Below are 17,860 nucleotides of genomic sequence, written 5' to 3' on the forward strand. Positions count from 1 at the left end.
TTTCTAGTCATTAACTTATTAGAGCCACATCCCCATGAGTAAGATTGTTTTAGCAACAGGCAACCAAGGCAAAGTTCGCGAGATGGCAGATATTCTGTCTGAGTTTGGTTTCGACGTTGTCGCGCAAAGTGAGTTTAACGTTTCAGAAGTCGCTGAAACGGGAACAACTTTCATTGAAAATGCCATCATCAAAGCTCGCCACGCTGCGAAAGAGACAGGGCTACCAGCCATTGCTGACGATTCTGGCTTAGAAGTTGATTACCTTAATGGTGCACCCGGTATCTACTCAGCGCGTTACTCAGGTGAAGGGGCGACTGATCAGCAGAACATCGAAAAGCTGTTAGATGCCATGCAAGGTGTGGCTACTGAAAAGCGTACCGCTCGTTTTCACTGTGTATTGGTGCTAATGCGTCACGAAAACGATCCAACACCATTGGTGTGTCACGGTAAATGGGAAGGTCGTATTTTGACTGAAGAACACGGTAAAAATGGCTTTGGCTACGATCCTGTATTCTTTGTACCAGAAGATAACTGCGCCTCAGCAGAGCTTGAATCGTCACGTAAGAAGCAACTGTCACACCGTGGTAAAGCCCTCGCATCATTATTCAAGACTCTCAAGGAGCAAGCTCTGTAATGCATAATGCAGCGCTAATACCACCCGCACTCAGCCTCTATGTCCACATCCCATGGTGTGTACAAAAGTGTCCGTATTGTGATTTTAACTCTCATGCTCTAAAAGCCGAGATTCCTGAAAAAGAGTACATCGATGCTCTGCTTGAGGATCTCGATACCGATATCGAAAAATACCAACTCAATGGCGCACCTCGCCCCTTGCATTCGATCTTTATTGGTGGCGGCACGCCGAGTCTATTTTCTCCAGAAGGTATAGGTCGATTGCTGCAAGGCATTGAACAACGCATCCCGTTCAAACCTGAAATAGAAATTACCATGGAAGCCAACCCGGGAACTATCGAAGCTGAGCGTTTTGCTGGTTATCAAAAAGCAGGGGTTAGTCGAATCTCGGTGGGCGTGCAAAGTTTTGAACAAGAGAAACTGGAAAGGCTTGGGCGTATTCACGGTCAAGATGAAGCAGTGAATGCTGCTCACTTAGCGCATAAAATCGGATTAAATAGCTTCAACCTAGATCTAATGCACGGCTTACCCGATCAAAGCATTGATCAGGCCTTGGCTGATTTGGACAAAGCGATCGAGCTCGATCCTCCACATTTGTCTTGGTATCAGCTAACAATAGAACCTAACACCATGTTCTATTACAAAACGCCAAAGCTGCCTGACGATGATGACCTTTGGGATATCTTCGACTTAGGCCATAAGAAGCTCGCAGACGCAGGTTATGTACAGTACGAAATTTCAGGCTACAGCAAGCCGGGATATCAGTGTCAGCATAATCTCAACTACTGGCGCTTTGGTGACTACCTAGGTATTGGCTGTGGCTCTCATGGCAAGCTGAGCTTTGCAGATGGACGTATTGTTCGCACCACTAAGGTTAAACACCCTAGAGGCTACCTAGCCGCGTATCAGAATCTGGTGAAGCCCTATCTGTCGGATGAACTTGAAGTACCTAATGAGGACCGCCCTTTCGAGTTCTTCATGAACCGCTTCAGGCTAATGGAAGCGTGTCCAAAACAAGACTTCATTGATACTACGGGGCTAGAATTTGACTCGATTCAGCCAACAATAGAGCGGGCCAAAGAGCTCGGTTATCTTAATGAAACCGACAGCCACTGGCAGATCACTGAAAAAGGAAAGCTGTTCCTAAATGATCTACTTGAAGCCTTTATGGCAGAAGAGGACGAATAGATTCGAGAAGTATTGTGTAAGGGTTGGCTTTAGGGTCAACCCTTTCTAATTTGCGCGCAGACAAATAATAGATTCCCGATTACGCTCCTTCGTCGCTATCGGGAATGACGGGCATCAAACCAGTCTTATCCCCCAAGAAGTTAGGGGCCAGTACGTCGAAAGTTACAAACAACACCGTCATCCTCAAGAACGAGGGACGAGTGAGTTGAGGATCTCTTGCAAATGTAGAACCCCAACTAAAAAGCGCTTTTAAAAAATAGAGCGACCAATACGCTCAGAGAGCAATTCTAAAGCCTGAGTTCCCGCCAGTGAATTACCCGACGCGTCTAGTTCCGGAGACCACACCGCGATCGTCATTTCGCCAGGAACAATCGCAATAATCCCGCCACCGACACCAGATTTTCCGGGCATACCAACACGATAAGCAAACTCTCCCGCCCCATCGTACAAACCACATGTCGCAAGCAAAGCATTCAGCTGCTTGGTTTGAACTGGAGTGATGATCTCTTTCTTGGTCTGAACTGACACACCTTTGTTTGCCAAATAGCTAAAGGTCTTCGCCAAGTCAACACAGGTCATTTTAAGCGCACAAGCATGGAAGTAATTGTTGAGTACGGGAATAACATCGTTCTCAAAGTTACCAAATGAACGCATCAAATAAGCGATGGCAGCATTGCGATCGCTGTGCATCATTTCAGAAGCCGCCACAACTTTGTCATACACAATATGAGTATCACCTGATAGCTGACGTACAAATTCTAATAAACGGTGCCTTGGTGCAGATAGACGGCTTTGCAATAAGTCAGCAACGATAATCGCACCTGCGTTAATAAACGGGTTACGAGGGATGCCGTGTTCCATCTCAAGCTGAATCATCGAGTTAAAGGCTTGTCCTGAAGGCTCCTTCCCTACTCGTTGCCAAATCTCTTCCGGCTTATACAACACCATCGCTAACGTCAGGCTTAAAGCTTTAGAGATTGATTGCACAGAAAAAGCCTCATCAGCATCGCCAGCTTGAATAACTTCACCTTCATTGGTGTATACCGCAATCGCCAGTTTTTGGTTCGATACGCGAGCCAATGCAGGAATATAATCAGCGACCTTTCCCTGACCAATTAAAGGGCGAACTTCATCTAAAATCTCGGCCAAAATAGCTTGAGTTGGTTTCATGTGCTTACTTCTTTATTGTTATTTTTGTAGGGGGTGTGACATTACTTTCTGTCCTTAAACCTTTATCGCAATAAAAGCCTAAGGACAAAAAAGCCAACATTACAATAATGTTGGCTTTAATCAATCCCATAAAGTGTAGGGTTTAATCCTAAGTCGGATTCACCTTCACTTAATTTGATTCAGAATTACTTAGTACGCTTAAACTTAATGTCCCAAACACCATGACCTAAACGGTGGCCACGCGCTTCAAACTTAGTTAGCGGACGCTCGTCTGGACGAGGAATGTAATCACCATCTTCAGCGATATTCTTGAAGCCTGGAGCGACGTTCATCACTTCAATCATATGTTCTGCGTAGTTTTCCCAGTCTGTTGCCATGTGGAAAATACCAGTATCAAGTTGAAGCTTACCGCGAACCATCTCTGCAAACTCAGCCTTAACGATACGACGCTTATGATGACGAGCTTTGTGCCATGGGTCAGGGAAGAACAGTTGCAGTGTATGCAGGCTGCTGTCTGGGATCATGTGTTCAAATACTTCAACTGCATCGTGACACATTACACGCAAGTTAGTTACGCCAGCATCGCGAGCTGTACCTAAACACGCACCAACACCTGGGCTATGAACTTCAATACCTAAGAAGTTTTTTTCAGGCGCATTCTTTGCCATTTCAACCAGTGATGCACCCATACCGAAGCCTATTTCTAGTACAACAGGGTTGTCGTTACCAAACACTTCTTTCCAATTAAGAAGTTCTGGGTTGTAGTCGATACCCATTGTTGGCCAACATTCGTTCATCGCGTTTTCTTGGCCTTTTGTTAAGCGGCCTTCGCGGCGAACAAAACTACGGATCTTACGAACCAGTTTGCCGTCTTCAGTATATTCGTTAGTGGTCACTTCACTCATTGATTTTTGCCTGCACATTGATTAATCAAAGCGGGGATTATCCAAAGAATTGCCTCCGGTGCAAGTCTTTCCGTGGATAAATTCCCACACAATTTGTCTGTTTTACATCCAACCGTAAGTGTGGTGCAATTTCACTCCTAATAATAGCAAAGCATAGAGCATGTCGTGACTCCTTTCGCAACCGCCATATTAAAGTGGTATGACGCCTTTGGGCGTAAAGAATTACCTTGGCAACAAAACAAAACCGCCTACACCGTTTGGCTATCTGAAATCATGCTTCAGCAGACTCAAGTCGCCACGGTGATTCCATACTACCAGCGCTTCTTAGAACGCTTTCCAACGGTTATTGACCTAGCGAACGCCGAACAAGATGAGGTGCTGCACTTATGGACGGGGCTTGGCTATTACGCGCGAGCTCGTAACTTGCACAAGGCTGCCAAGATTGTTGCCGAGCAATACGGTGGTGAATTTCCGCTTTCTATCGAAGAAATGAACGCGCTACCGGGTATTGGACGCTCTACTGCCGCTGCAGTGCTGTCCTCTGTGCATAAACTTCCTCATGCAATTCTTGATGGCAACGTCAAGCGCACCTTGGCGAGAAGCTTCGCTGTAGAAGGTTGGCCGGGGCAAAAGAAAGTCGAGAACCAGTTGTGGGAACACGCAGAAACACACACTCCGCAACAAGATGTCGATAAGTACAATCAAGCCATGATGGATATGGGTGCGATGGTTTGTACTCGTAGCAAGCCCAAATGTACGTTGTGCCCGATTGAAAGCATGTGCGAAGCTAAGAAGCTCGATCGACAGCTCGATTTCCCAGGCAAGAAACCGAAGAAAGAAAAGCCAATAAAAGAAACATGGTTTGTGATTCTGTACCACGATAATCAAGTATGGCTCGAACAACGCCCTCAGTCTGGTATCTGGGGAGGACTGTTCAGTTTCCCTCAAAATGAAAACGCAGAGATCGAACATCAATTAGATCTTCGTTCGATCAAAGATAGTGAAACCGATTCGATCAAGACCATGATTGCGTTTCGACATACTTTCAGCCACTACCACTTAGATATCACACCTGTATTAGTAAAATTAGATAAACAACCAGATTTGATAATGGAAGGGACTAAAGGTCTCTGGTATAACTTATCAAAACCGGAAGAAATTGGCCTAGCCGCTCCTGTAAAGCAGCTTATTGAGAGCCTACCCTTTGAACTGAACGACGACGTTTGAATCAACGAACGCGATAAGAGGAACCACTATGAGCCGCACTGTATTTTGTGCTCGCCTTCAAAAAGATGCTGAAGGCCTAGATTTTCAACTTTACCCAGGTGACTTAGGTAAGCGTATCTTTGACAACATCTCTAAAGAAGCTTGGGGACAATGGCAAAGCAAGCAAACCATGCTTATCAATGAGAAGAAGCTAAACATGATGGATCCTGAACATCGTAAACTTCTTGAAACTGAGATGGTTAACTTCCTTTTCGAAGGTAAAGATGTCGTTATTGATGGCTACACTCCACCAAGCGAATAAGACATTTATTTAAGCAAATTTTAATGACATCATGGTTAACGCTGCGATGTCATTTTTGTATGAGGAACTATGAAAAAGCTAAGTTACTTCCTAACAGCCATGTTGTTAACTGGCTGCAGTCGTGAATTTGTCGAAAGCCTTTATGATGTTAATTACGAACCAACCAACCGATTTGTCAGTAATTTAGCGGAGCTACCCGGTCAATTTGAAAAAGACACTGGGGCGTTAGATTCTTTAATTAATAGCTTTTCTGGCAATATCCAAAAACGTTGGGGCAGCAGTGAAGTAAAGATGGCGGGCAAGAGTAACTATGTGAAATACATAGATAATTACTTGAGCCGTTCAGAAGTAAACTTTAGCCAAGGCCTAATCACAGTTGAAACCGTATCCTCAACGGATCCTAAAAAGCACCTTAAAAATGCGATAATGACGACACTTCTGACCCCAGATGATCCTGCAAATGTCGATCTATTCTCTTCCAAAAGCATCAAGTTAGAAGGTCAACCTTTCCTCTATAACCAAGTCGTTGATCAGGATAAGAAGCCTATCCAATGGACTTGGCGCGCTAATAAATTTGCTGATTATCTGATCGCCAATAACCTAAAAACTAAGGAAGTCGACTTTAAAAAAGCATATTACGTCGAAATTCCAATGGTGGCTGATCACGCCAGCAAACGAAGCTATAAGTACGCAGACATCGTTCGTCGCGCTTCTCAACGTTATGACATCCCTGAAGACTTGATTTACGCAATCATCAAAACAGAGAGTAGTTTTAACCCATACGCTGTGAGTTGGGCGAACGCTTATGGTCTTATGCAGGTGGTCCCAAAAACGGCAGGCCGAGATGTCTTTAAGCTCGTCAAAAAGAAACCTGGAGAACCAAGTCCTGAGTACTTATTCAATCCAGAAAACAACATTGATGCTGGCACTGCATACTTTTATATCCTTAAAAATCGTTATTTGAAGGACGTGCAGCACCCAACCACGCTTGAGTACAGCATGATCTCAGCATACAACGGCGGTACTGGTGGCGTACTCAATACCTTCAGCAAAGACCGAAAACGGGCAATGCGCGACTTAAATTCGTTGCAACCTAGTCAAGCTTACTGGGCACTGACAAAGAAACACCCAAACAAAGAGTCGCGTCGATACTTAGAAAAAGTAACAAAATTCAAGAAAGATTTTAACCAAGGTAAAACGTAAGCCTCACTTTTGAATAAAAAAACAACTAACGAACGTTTTTTTTAATTATTTTCAAAAAAGGTGTTGACGGTTATGCAGAAAATCCGTTTAATAGCGCTCCGTTGCCCGGATAGCTCAGTCGGTAGAGCAGAGGATTGAAAATCCTCGTGTCGGTGGTTCGATTCCGCCTCCGGGCACCACAATTTGATTTGTTGGTGTCATTACTCTTTAACAGGGAGTAGCAACACGAACAAAAGCATAAAGAATTTAGTGTGCCGACTTAGCTCAGTAGGTAGAGCAACTGACTTGTAATCAGTAGGTCACCAGTTCGACTCCGGTAGTCGGCACCATTCTTTTGCCTCGATAGCTCAGTCGGTAGAGCAGCGGATTGAAAATCCGCGTGTCGGTGGTTCGATTCCGCCTCGAGGCACCATTATTTGGTACTTAACAAATAATGGTCTTTATAGACCTGATGTTGAGACAAGTAATTCCCCTTTAGTTCAGTTGGTAGAACGGCGGACTGTTAATCCGTATGTCGCAAGTTCAAGTCTTGCAAGGGGAGCCATTTTCAAGAACTTCATTTTATATGAGGTTTTAATTAGAGAGTTCACTCTCTAAAGCAAAGAATTTAGTGTGCCGACTTAGCTCAGTAGGTAGAGCAACTGACTTGTAATCAGTAGGTCACCAGTTCGACTCCGGTAGTCGGCACCATTCTTTTGCCTCGATAGCTCAGTCGGTAGAGCAGCGGATTGAAAATCCGCGTGTCGGTGGTTCGATTCCGCCTCGAGGCACCATTATTTGGTGCTTAACAAATAATGGTCTTTATAGACCTGATGTTAAGACAAGTAATTCCCCTTTAGTTCAGTTGGTAGAACGGCGGACTGTTAATCCGTATGTCGCAAGTTCAAGTCTTGCAAGGGGAGCCACATTCAAGAAAGCCAAGTCGAAAGACTTGGCTTTTTTTCGTTTGAGCAAAAGCTAACTCTAACTCTAACTCTAACTCTATTCAGTATTGCCGCCAGCTCAACATCAAGCCCTGATCATCCCCATCGAGTTAAAGCATCCCCTTTCCTATCTCGACAGTACACATCCTTGAATTCGTTCAAACCCTCTCGATACAAACTAAACCATCTCTGAAATTAAGCACCTTTAGCCGCGTATCGTCACATAAAAATAAACAGAATGGTAACTTGTTACTTTTTTTGCTTCGTAAATTTAATCTTCATCATGTTTTGATATCTTTCTGATATCTGCCCTACACGACTTAGATTAAGATTCGATGAATTATATCTAATACTAATTATTGAATCGCTACGCAGGAAAATATGAAATTAAAAACGCAAGCTTACTTATTATCGGGCATCATCTTGATCGCTCTGCTGGCGCTAACTGCTACTGGTTTATGGACCTTGAGAGTCGCTAGTAACATGGACAACAAAGCTCGCGTAACAGAGCTGTTTAAGAGCGCATACAGCATTCTTACTGAAGTCGAAAAAATGGCGATTGATGGCACACTAGAAGAACAGCAAGCTAAACAACTTGCGACTCGCCTACTACGTAACAACATCTATAAAGCCAATGAATATGTCTACGTCGCAGATGAGAACATGACGTTTATCGCGACACCATTAGATCCTCAACTACACGGAACCAGCTTTAACGACTTTAAAGATGGCGACGGCAATAGTGTTGGTCAGCTAATCCAAAGAGTACTTGGCAATCGTACTGGCCAGATCATTGAGTACACCTGGACACAAAAGCTTCCAGACGGAACGATTGAAGAAAAGCTGTCTATTGCAGAGAAGACTCCGCATTGGGGTTGGGTTGTAGGCACCGGTATCGGCTTCAATGAAGTCAATGCGCGTTTCTGGTCGACTGCTCAATGGCAATTGTTTCTATGTGTCGTGATTGCTGGCCTTATTTTATCAAGCCTAATTGTATCTATTAAGCGAATGCTGGCACTTCTTGGCGGCGAGCCTAAAGATGTAAGAGAAGCAGTACAAGCAGTCGCAGAAGGCCGTATTCAAACCTCTTTCGAGACTCAGGCGATAAACGGCAGTATTTATCATGCCGTGCAACAAATGAGTAAGTCGTTAGCCGAGCTGGTCTCAAACCTTAATGCATCAATGCTGGCATTAAGGGGCGAACTGCAGCGCGTAGAAGATCGTGCTGGGGCAATTGCTCAGCTAACAGAAACACAACAGCAATCAACAGAGATGATCGCAACAGCAATGACCGAGATGGCCTCTTCAGCCAACAATGTTGCTGATTCAGCGGGTGATACTGCGCGTAATACTGACGAAGCTGATAAACAGAGCCAACATACTCAGCAGTTAATTCACAACACGGTAGATAACATTCAAGGTCTAGCAGGCCAACTAGGAACGGCCAGTGAAGCCGTCGCTAACCTAGATAGCGATGTACATAACATCGTTAAGGTCTTAGACGTCATCGGTGATATTGCAGAACAAACTAACCTTCTAGCGCTAAATGCGGCAATTGAAGCTGCGCGCGCTGGTGAACAAGGCCGCGGATTTGCGGTTGTGGCTGATGAGGTTCGTAACCTTGCAGGTCGAACACAATCAAGCACGAAAGAAATCCAACTAATGATCAATAACCTTCAAGAAGGCTCTCGTAACGCAATAAAAACTATGGAAGTGTGTGCGACGACCAGTGAAAGCACCGTAACAGAGTCCCAGAATGCCTCTGAAGCTCTACAACAGATTGTTATCGCATTAGAGTCTATTTCATCGATGAGTCATCAAATCGCGACAGCCGCCGCTGAGCAGACTCAGGTGAGTGACGATATTTCGAAGCGTATCAATATGATCGAAGAAAGTGGCAACCAACTGAGTAATGTGGTGACAGAAAGTCATAACAGCACTCAAACTCTCGCCTCCCTTTCTAACGAATTAGAAGCTTGGGTTAATAGGTTTGAAGTAAAACACTAAACTCTCGAGTAAATTCTTAAATATAAAAGCACGTTTTCATACGTGCTTTTTTTGTTTCGGTGCCTATTCCGTCCAGTTAACCGTAGTTTCAGTATCTTTTAGAGCATGCTAGACCTAGGTTTTTAGCCCCAAACGAACAAAAACAATCCACTAAGTATAGAAAAACATCAAACGATACTTTTTTTGCAATTTAATGTTGACCCAGAACGCGAAAACACGTTTAATACACCTCGTCGCCCGGATAGCTCAGTCGGTAGAGCAGAGGATTGAAAATCCTCGTGTCGGTGGTTCGATTCCGCCTCCGGGCACCACAATTTATTTGTTGGTGTCCTAGACAACAACAGTAAAGCACAAAGAAATATTATGTGCCGACTTAGCTCAGTAGGTAGAGCAACTGACTTGTAATCAGTAGGTCACCAGTTCGACTCCGGTAGTCGGCACCATTTCTTTAAAGCTTTAAGAATAATTCCCCTTTAGTTCAGTTGGTAGAACGGCGGACTGTTAATCCGTATGTCGCAAGTTCAAGTCTTGCAAGGGGAGCCAAGTTAATCATCAAGCATAAGCTTTTTGATTCATGATGCCGACTTAGCTCAGTAGGTAGAGCAACTGACTTGTAATCAGTAGGTCACCAGTTCGATTCCGGTAGTCGGCACCATTCTCTTGATTAGAGACTAAACAATCAATTCCCCTTTAGTTCAGTTGGTAGAACGGCGGACTGTTAATCCGTATGTCGCAAGTTCAAGTCTTGCAAGGGGAGCCAATTAGAAAAGGCCGCATCATTGATGCGGCCTTTTTGCATTTAAAGATCCGAACTCATCCATACCAGTCTACTCACCTTTTACTACCTCATTTAATTCGAAAACCAACACTTTTAATGCTCTTCTAAAGCAATCAGACTTTTCTCTTTAATTCCGCTCAAGCTATCACAAGAACAAACTTGTCACTCTTGCAAGAAGCCAGTCATCACGAAGGGCTACTTTCGTTATCTATAGAAGTGCTCTGCTGAGAAATTCTAGTCGTAATGGGGGCGGGAATTAAAAGCTAAATAATGAATTCAAATAAGCTCTAGAAAGGCTCTGTTGGTTGCTTAAATTGAAATGACACACGACTCACTCTTTATCGAAACTATCCACTACAATCGCTCCCATAGACGCTGGCATAGAAATAACAATTACCCTTTTGATAGATACAATTGGATCGCTTAATAAAGGAAGCTTGTCCAAACAAGTCAGCACCAAAGCAACAACCAATGCAGTCATCACATAAGCAATAACAATTCTGAAAATAAACACTGGCAGCCGAGCGACAATATCTTTCTGAAATACACTCTCATACGTGTAAAAGCCCAGGAATACAGCAGACAATAGAAACAACAACAGCAAGTTAGCTGTAGGCAAAGTCTCCCCTAGCTTCCAGGCTTCCTCAGAAAAAGAAATCGGCACGGCCAAAGCAAAAGATCCAACAAAGATCTGGCTGGCATCTTCAAAGTTAAAGCTTAATTTCATAGTTCGACCCATTAGGTTTTAAGGCTTTATCTATTTTTTAAAATAATCACAAAATTATCCGCCGATGATTTGGGGAATTTTCTATTCTTACCAAGCAACAGAAATGACACTCTTAGCTTAATATTAGTCGTAATAACCTAAACATAGCTTGAACTAACTAGCAAGAGATCAATATGTTCAGAGTAAAAGCTGTCAAAACAACTAATTCATATCGAGTCGACAAGCACATCAGAATCGAAGAGAGACCGGTAAACATCCTAAGATACTAGTGCCTAGAACCAGAAAATCTCAATCAGTTGGGTGATAAACATCACTGCACGGATCGAGGGATACTCTATTTCTTAGCTTATATATCCTTCCGGCATCACTTGGGGAGCTCAGCCTAGCGACTCTCACCTTCAAACTGAATCTAGTCCGCTTTCACCCTTTAAAATGCTTCGAACAAAGTGCTTAATGCTATCGAGAGTGATTTAAGCTCAATGCATAACAAGAGCTATTAAGTCTACTTATTAAGGACTCTAGCGTTCTTAGCAAAATCCTCTCGATGATGGAGTCCTAATTACACATTAGGCTATCCTCTAGATTCACTGATAGGCCAGAAGTCAGGTTTCCTAGACGAAGATCTATTAACTAATACTTGAGGAAGGCTCCAAGCACTGAGCAAGCGGGGTGAGTTGTAATGCTTGTATGGTTTCAGGTATTGAATAGGGGCGCTGAGTCAGAACAGTCTCATTAACCTAACTTACAACGTCGTATGGCTAGAGTATTTGATCAGTAAGCTTAAAGAGCTGCATGCGTTTGAAGCCTTTCTTGTGTCAAACCACAATTGGAATCAGAAATGATGTGATTCTAGTCGTAGGATTGGGATTTCTGATAAATGACGGAATAATGGGGACGCGTTGGCTAAGAGTTATGGGGTACGGGAAGCCTTATGTGGAAGTCATTAGATGGAAGGGCGAAGCACTATAATTTAGATGTAAAAAAGCCCCGCTATTTCTAGCGAGGCTTCTAAATAAATGGCGGAGTGGACGGGACTCGAACCCGCGACCCCCGGCGTGACAGGCCGGTATTCTAACCAACTGAACTACCACTCCGCAGTGTCTATTCAGCATAATGCAATTTAAGCCTGACGATGTCCTACTCTCACATGGGGAAACCCCACACTACCATCGGCGCTATTGTGTTTCACTTCTGAGTTCGGCATGGAATCAGGTGGGTCCACAATGCTATGGTCGTCAAACAAATTCTGTTGTTAACTTGATGAATCAAATCAACTAAATAATGGTGCTGATACCCAGACTCGAACTGGGGACCTCACCCTTACCAAGGGTGCGCTCTACCGGGCTGAGCTATATCAGCAATTCAGGAATCGTTTAAAGACGATTCTGAAAACTTTTTGTCTTCACTTTTTAAAAGTGAAAATAAATTTGGTGCCTGGCGATGTCCTACTCTCACATGGGGAAACCCCACACTACCATCGGCGCTATTGTGTTTCACTTCTGAGTTCGGCATGGAATCAGGTGGGTCCACAATGCTATGGTCGCCAAGCAAATTTTAAAATTCGGAAAGCTTATCTAAAAGTTATTTCTCTTCAAACGCATTCAAGGCCTGGTATATCTGAGTCCACAAAACCCCTTGGGTGTTGTATGGTTAAGCCTCACGGGCAATTAGTACAGGTTAGCTCAATGCCTCGCAGCACTTACACACCCTGCCTATCAACGTCGTAGTCTACGACAACCCTTTAGGACACTTATAGTGCCAGGGAAAACTCATCTCAAGGCTCGCTTCCCGCTTAGATGCTTTCAGCGGTTATCGATTCCGAACTTAGCTACCGGGCAATGCCATTGGCATGACAACCCGAACACCAGAGGTTCGTCCACTCCGGTCCTCTCGTACTAGGAGCAGCCCCTTTCAATTTTCCAACGCCCACGGCAGATAGGGACCGAACTGTCTCACGACGTTCTAAACCCAGCTCGCGTACCACTTTAAATGGCGAACAGCCATACCCTTGGGACCGACTTCAGCCCCAGGATGTGATGAGCCGACATCGAGGTGCCAAACACCGCCGTCGATATGAACTCTTGGGCGGTATCAGCCTGTTATCCCCGGAGTACCTTTTATCCGTTGAGCGATGGCCCTTCCATTCAGAACCACCGGATCACTATGACCTGCTTTCGCACCTGCTCGAATTGTCATTCTCGCAGTCAAGCGGGCTTATGCCATTGCACTAACCACACGATGTCCAACCGTGTTTAGCCCACCTTCGTGCTCCTCCGTTACTCTTTGGGAGGAGACCGCCCCAGTCAAACTACCCACCAGGCACTGTCCGTAATCCCGATTCAGGGACCAACGTTAGAACATCAAAACTACAAGGGTGGTATTTCAAGGACGACTCCATCACATCTAGCGACGCAATTTCATAGTCTCCCACCTATCCTACACATGTAGGTTCAATGTTCAGTGCCAAGCTGTAGTAAAGGTTCACGGGGTCTTTCCGTCTAGCCGCGGGTACACTGCATCTTCACAGCGATTTCAATTTCACTGAGTCTCGGGTGGAGACAGCGTGGCCATCATTACGCCATTCGTGCAGGTCGGAACTTACCCGACAAGGAATTTCGCTACCTTAGGACCGTTATAGTTACGGCCGCCGTTTACCGGGGCTTCGATCAAGAGCTTCGTCCGAAGACTAACCCCATCAATTAACCTTCCGGCACCGGGCAGGCGTCACACCGTATACGTCATCTTACGATTTTGCACAGTGCTGTGTTTTTAATAAACAGTTGCAGCCACCTGGTATCTGCGACTCTCGTCTGCTCCATCCGCAAGGGACTTCACTGATAAGAGCGTACCTTCTCCCGAAGTTACGGTACCATTTTGCCTAGTTCCTTCACCCGAGTTCTCTCAAGCGCCTTGGTATTCTCTACCCGACCACCTGTGTCGGTTTGGGGTACGATTCCTTACAATCTGAAGCTTAGAGGCTTTTCCTGGAAGCATGGCATCAATGACTTCACTACCGTAGTAGCTCGACATCGTATCTCAGCGTTAATGAAAGTCCGGATTTACCTAAACTTTCCGCCTACGTACTTGAACCTGGACAACCGTCGCCAGGCCCACCTAGCCTTCTCCGTCCCCCCATCGCAATTGTAAGAAGTACGGGAATATTAACCCGTTTCCCATCGACTACGCCTTTCGGCCTCGCCTTAGGAGTCGACTTACCCTGCCCCGATTAACGTTGGACAGGAACCCTTGGTCTTCCGGCGAGGGAGTTTTTCACTCCCTTTATCGTTACTCATGTCAGCATTCGCACTTCTGATACCTCCAGCAGCCCTTACAGACCACCTTCAACGGCTTACAGAACGCTCCCCTACCCCACATACCCTAAGGTACGTAGCCGCAGCTTCGGTGTATAGCTTAGCCCCGTTACATCTTCCGCGCAGGCCGACTCGACCAGTGAGCTATTACGCTTTCTTTAAATGATGGCTGCTTCTAAGCCAACATCCTGGCTGTCTGAGCCTTCCCACATCGTTTCCCACTTAGCTATACTTTGGGACCTTAGCTGGCGGTCTGGGTTGTTTCCCTCTCCACGACGGACGTTAGCACCCGCCGTGTGTCTCCCGGATAGTACTTACTGGTATTCGGAGTTTGCAAAGGGTTGGTAAGTCGGGATGACCCCCTAGCCTTAACAGTGCTCTACCCCCAGTAGTATTCGTCCGAGGCGCTACCTAAATAGCTTTCGGGGAGAACCAGCTATCTCCAGGTTTGATTGGCCTTTCACCCCTAGCCACAAGTCATCCGCTAATTTTTCAACATTAGTCGGTTCGGTCCTCCAGTTGATGTTACTCAACCTTCAACCTGCCCATGGCTAGATCACCTGGTTTCGGGTCTAATCCTAGCAACTGTACGCCCAGTTAAGACTCGGTTTCCCTACGGCTCCCCTAAACGGTTAACCTTGCTACTAAAATTAAGTCGCTGACCCATTATACAAAAGGTACGCAGTCACACCACGAAGGTGCTCCTACTGCTTGTACGTACACGGTTTCAGGTTCTATTTCACTCCCCTCACAGGGGTTCTTTTCGCCTTTCCCTCACGGTACTGGTTCACTATCGGTCAGTCAGTAGTATTTAGCCTTGGAGGATGGTCCCCCCATATTCAGACAGGATATCACGTGTCCCGCCCTACTCGTTTTCACTGATTATGAGATGTCGATTACGGGGCTATCACCCTTTATTGCGGCACTTTCCAGAGCCTTCATCTGTCTCATTAAAAGCTTAAGGGCTAATCCAATTTCGCTCGCCGCTACTTTCGGAATCTCGGTTGATTTCTCTTCCTCGGGGTACTTAGATGTTTCAGTTCCCCCGGTTTGCCTCCTGTTGCTATGTATTCACAACAGGATACTTACTTATGTAAGTGGGTTTCCCCATTCAGGAATCCCAGACTCAAAAGGTTATTACTACCTAATCTGGGCTTATCGCAAGTTATTACGCCTTTCATCGCCTCTGACTGCCAAGGCATCCACCGTGTACGCTTAGTCACTTAACCATACAACCCGAAAGGGTTTCTATTTGCTTTCACTTTAAAAAATGAAGACAAATAAGCGTATGGCAACTAACCAAGGTTTTTGGTTGTCATCAAGAAGGGTTAATTCCTGATAACTGTTTGCCGGACTCAATTGTGAATCAAACTAAAGTTTGATTCGAATACAAGACACTTGAATGTGTTTGTTGTGTTTATACCGTTCTTATTAAATAAGAGCAGATAAACATTGAGAACTTTTAAATTTGATTGAATTACTCGTAAGTAATCAATCAGTCAGCTTTCCAAATTGTTAAAGAGCTTGATTCAAACTAATGAACCATTTTTAAATATTTTCAGATAAAAACACTTAAAGATGGTGGAGCTATGCGGGATCGAACCGCAGACCTCCTGCGTGCAAGGCAGGCGCTCTCCCAGCTGAGCTATAGCCCCATCTTTGTATCTAGTCGATATTGGTGGGTCTGAGTGGACTCGAACCACCGACCTCCCGCTTATCAGGCGAGCGCTCTAACCAGCTGAGCTACAGACCCAATATCGTCTCTTTTACTTTCTAAACCTAATCAATCTGTGTGGACACTCATCGTGGTATCTTCGTATAAGGAGGTGATCCAGCCCCAGGTTCCCCTAGGGCTACCTTGTTACGACTTCACCCCAGTCATGAACCACAAAGTGGTGAGCGTCCTCCCCGAAAGGTTAAACTACCCACTTCTTTTGCAGCCCACTCCCATGGTGTGACGGGCGGTGTGTACAAGGCCCGGGAACGTATTCACCGTGACATTCTGATTCACGATTACTAGCGATTCCGACTTCATGGAGTCGAGTTGCAGACTCCAATCCGGACTACGACGCACTTTTTGGGATTCGCTCACTATCGCTAGCTTGCTGCCCTCTGTATGCGCCATTGTAGCACGTGTGTAGCCCTACTCGTAAGGGCCATGATGACTTGACGTCGTCCCCACCTTCCTCCGGTTTATCACCGGCAGTCTCCCTGGAGTTCCCGACATTACTCGCTGGCAAACAAGGATAAGGGTTGCGCTCGTTGCGGGACTTAACCCAACATTTCACAACACGAGCTGACGACAGCCATGCAGCACCTGTCTCAGAGCTCCCGAAGGCACACCTGCGTCTCCGCTGGCTTCTCTGGATGTCAAGAGTAGGTAAGGTTCTTCGCGTTGCATCGAATTAAACCACATGCTCCACCGCTTGTGCGGGCCCCCGTCAATTCATTTGAGTTTTAATCTTGCGACCGTACTCCCCAGGCGGTCTACTTAACGCGTTAGCTCCGAAAGCCACGGCTCAAGGCCACAACCTCCAAGTAGACATCGTTTACGGCGTGGACTACCAGGGTATCTAATCCTGTTTGCTCCCCACGCTTTCGCATCTGAGTGTCAGTGTCTGTCCAGGGGGCCGCCTTCGCCACTGGTATTCCTTCAGATCTCTACGCATTTCACCGCTACACCTGAAATTCTACCCCCCTCTACAGCACTCTAGTTCACCAGTTTCAAATGCAGTTCCGAGGTTGAGCCCCGGGCTTTCACATCTGACTTAATGAACCACCTGCATGCGCTTTACGCCCAGTAATTCCGATTAACGCTCGCACCCTCCGTATTACCGCGGCTGCTGGCACGGAGTTAGCCGGTGCTTCTTCTGTTGCTAACGTCAAGATGCGCAGCTATTAACTACACACCCTTCCTCACAACTGAAAGTACTTTACAACCCGAAGGCCTTCTTCATACACGCGGCATGGCTGCATCAGGCTTTCGCCCATTGTGCAATATTCCCCACTGCTGCCTCCCGTAGGAGTCTGGACCGTGTCTCAGTTCCAGTGTGGCTGATCATCCTCTCAGACCAGCTAGGGATCGTCGCCTTGGTGAGCCATTACCTCACCAACTAGCTAATCCCACCTAGGCATATCTTGACGCGAGAGGTCCGAAGATCCCCCTCTTTGGCCCGTAGGCATTATGCGGTATTAGCCATCGTTTCCAATGGTTATCCCCCACATCAAGGCAATTTCCTAGGCATTACTCACCCGTCCGCCGCTCGACGCCCATTAACGCACCCGAAGGATTGTTAGTGTCGTTTCCGCTCGACTTGCATGTGTTAGGCCTGCCGCCAGCGTTCAATCTGAGCCATGATCAAACTCTTCAATTTAAGATTTTGTGACTCAACGAATACTGACTTCAAAACTAATATTCATTCGAAAATGAACATGTAATTCTAAAGCTATTACCATTCCAACAGAATGGTAATGAATTGACTGTGCC

Annotated in this window: 9 protein-coding genes, 16 tRNA genes and 4 rRNA genes; 18 read left to right on the forward strand and 11 right to left on the reverse strand. The window is 45.6% G+C overall.

The window, feature by feature from the left end:
* The first annotated feature begins 34 nt into the window (after positions 1-34).
* Together M4S28_RS15410 and hemW are read left to right on the forward strand one after the other, a co-directional pair.
* A complete protein-coding gene (locus M4S28_RS15410) occupies positions 35-634 on the forward strand; it encodes an XTP/dITP diphosphatase (RefSeq protein ID WP_249632067.1) in 600 nt (199 codons plus the stop codon).
* Positions 634-1,821: a radical SAM family heme chaperone HemW gene (hemW, locus tag M4S28_RS15415; protein ID WP_249632068.1), complete on the forward strand. Its 1,188-nt coding sequence runs from the start codon at positions 634-636 to the stop codon at positions 1,819-1,821. Before M4S28_RS15410 ends, hemW begins: the two co-directional genes overlap by 1 nt.
* Positions 1,822-2,070: 249 nt before the next feature.
* On the opposite strand, the gene glsB is transcribed toward hemW, so the two are convergent.
* Both glsB and trmB read right to left on the reverse strand, forming a co-directional pair.
* A complete protein-coding gene (gene glsB / locus M4S28_RS15420; RefSeq protein WP_004735469.1) occupies positions 2,071-2,991 on the reverse strand; it encodes a glutaminase B in 921 nt (306 codons plus the stop codon).
* A 185-nt stretch (positions 2,992-3,176) separates the two neighbouring features.
* A complete protein-coding gene (gene trmB, locus M4S28_RS15425; protein WP_029222028.1) occupies positions 3,177-3,896 on the reverse strand; it encodes a tRNA (guanosine(46)-N7)-methyltransferase TrmB in 720 nt (239 codons plus the stop codon).
* Positions 3,897-4,061: 165 nt separating this feature from the next.
* On the opposite strand from trmB, the gene mutY reads away from it, so the two are divergent.
* The 16 genes from mutY to M4S28_RS15505 all read left to right on the forward strand — a co-directional run bounded on the left by mutY (position 4,062) and on the right by M4S28_RS15505 (position 10,317).
* Positions 4,062-5,123 (forward strand): A/G-specific adenine glycosylase, encoded by a 1,062-nt coding sequence (mutY, locus tag M4S28_RS15430; protein ID WP_249632069.1) that lies wholly within the window; start codon positions 4,062-4,064, stop codon positions 5,121-5,123.
* 28 nt (positions 5,124-5,151) lie between these two features.
* Positions 5,152-5,424 carry an oxidative damage protection protein gene (locus M4S28_RS15435; RefSeq protein ID WP_004735465.1) on the forward strand — a complete coding sequence of 91 codons (273 nt, stop codon included), beginning with the start codon at positions 5,152-5,154 and terminating at the stop codon, positions 5,422-5,424.
* A 69-nt stretch (positions 5,425-5,493) separates the two neighbouring features.
* A complete protein-coding gene (gene mltC / locus M4S28_RS15440) occupies positions 5,494-6,627 on the forward strand; it encodes a membrane-bound lytic murein transglycosylase MltC (protein WP_017077770.1) in 1,134 nt (377 codons plus the stop codon).
* A gap of 103 nt (positions 6,628-6,730) precedes the next feature.
* Positions 6,731-6,806 (forward strand) — tRNA-Phe (locus tag M4S28_RS15445).
* A gap of 74 nt (positions 6,807-6,880) precedes the next feature.
* A tRNA-Thr gene (locus M4S28_RS15450) sits at positions 6,881-6,956 on the forward strand.
* Between the two features lie 7 nt (positions 6,957-6,963).
* Positions 6,964-7,039: transfer RNA gene (locus M4S28_RS15455), tRNA-Phe, on the forward strand.
* A gap of 56 nt (positions 7,040-7,095) precedes the next feature.
* A tRNA-Asn gene (locus M4S28_RS15460) sits at positions 7,096-7,171 on the forward strand.
* Between the two features lie 70 nt (positions 7,172-7,241).
* Positions 7,242-7,317, forward strand: a tRNA-Thr gene (locus M4S28_RS15465).
* 7 nt (positions 7,318-7,324) lie between these two features.
* Positions 7,325-7,400: transfer RNA gene (locus M4S28_RS15470), tRNA-Phe, on the forward strand.
* A gap of 56 nt (positions 7,401-7,456) precedes the next feature.
* Positions 7,457-7,532 (forward strand) — tRNA-Asn (locus tag M4S28_RS15475).
* A 399-nt stretch (positions 7,533-7,931) separates the two neighbouring features.
* Positions 7,932-9,557 (forward strand): methyl-accepting chemotaxis protein, encoded by a 1,626-nt coding sequence (locus tag M4S28_RS15480; protein ID WP_249632070.1) that lies wholly within the window; start codon positions 7,932-7,934, stop codon positions 9,555-9,557.
* Positions 9,558-9,792: 235 nt separating this feature from the next.
* A tRNA-Phe gene (locus tag M4S28_RS15485) sits at positions 9,793-9,868 on the forward strand.
* Between the two features lie 56 nt (positions 9,869-9,924).
* Positions 9,925-10,000: transfer RNA gene (locus M4S28_RS15490), tRNA-Thr, on the forward strand.
* A gap of 24 nt (positions 10,001-10,024) precedes the next feature.
* Positions 10,025-10,100 (forward strand) — tRNA-Asn (locus M4S28_RS15495).
* A gap of 36 nt (positions 10,101-10,136) precedes the next feature.
* Positions 10,137-10,212: transfer RNA gene (locus M4S28_RS15500), tRNA-Thr, on the forward strand.
* 29 nt (positions 10,213-10,241) lie between these two features.
* Positions 10,242-10,317, forward strand: a tRNA-Asn gene (locus tag M4S28_RS15505).
* Between the two features lie 349 nt (positions 10,318-10,666).
* Here the strand turns inward: M4S28_RS15505 and M4S28_RS15510 are convergent.
* The 9 genes from M4S28_RS15510 to M4S28_RS15550 form a co-directional block, all read right to left on the reverse strand.
* Positions 10,667-11,062 carry a DUF2391 family protein gene (locus M4S28_RS15510; RefSeq protein WP_017079303.1) on the reverse strand — a complete coding sequence of 132 codons (396 nt, stop codon included), beginning with the start codon at positions 11,060-11,062 and terminating at the stop codon, positions 10,667-10,669.
* Positions 11,063-12,079: 1,017 nt separating this feature from the next.
* Positions 12,080-12,156 (reverse strand) — tRNA-Asp (locus tag M4S28_RS15515).
* A 30-nt stretch (positions 12,157-12,186) separates the two neighbouring features.
* Positions 12,187-12,302 (reverse strand): 5S ribosomal RNA (rrf, locus tag M4S28_RS15520).
* A 42-nt stretch (positions 12,303-12,344) separates the two neighbouring features.
* A tRNA-Thr gene (locus tag M4S28_RS15525) sits at positions 12,345-12,421 on the reverse strand.
* Between the two features lie 73 nt (positions 12,422-12,494).
* Positions 12,495-12,610 (reverse strand): 5S ribosomal RNA (rrf, locus tag M4S28_RS15530).
* Positions 12,611-12,708: 98 nt separating this feature from the next.
* Positions 12,709-15,602 (reverse strand): 23S ribosomal RNA (locus tag M4S28_RS15535).
* A gap of 350 nt (positions 15,603-15,952) precedes the next feature.
* Positions 15,953-16,028, reverse strand: a tRNA-Ala gene (locus M4S28_RS15540).
* Between the two features lie 21 nt (positions 16,029-16,049).
* Positions 16,050-16,126: transfer RNA gene (locus M4S28_RS15545), tRNA-Ile, on the reverse strand.
* Positions 16,127-16,192: 66 nt separating this feature from the next.
* Positions 16,193-17,747: ribosomal RNA gene (locus M4S28_RS15550) — 16S ribosomal RNA — on the reverse strand.
* The 16S, 23S and 5S rRNA genes sit together here with 4 tRNA genes alongside, the layout of an rRNA operon.
* Between the last annotated feature and the right edge of the window lie 113 nt (positions 17,748-17,860).

Origin of the sequence: Vibrio sp. J383, from assembly GCF_023503985.1 — a bacterium.
In the GTDB taxonomy this organism is placed as follows: Bacteria; Pseudomonadota; Gammaproteobacteria; order Enterobacterales; family Vibrionaceae; genus Vibrio; species Vibrio splendidus.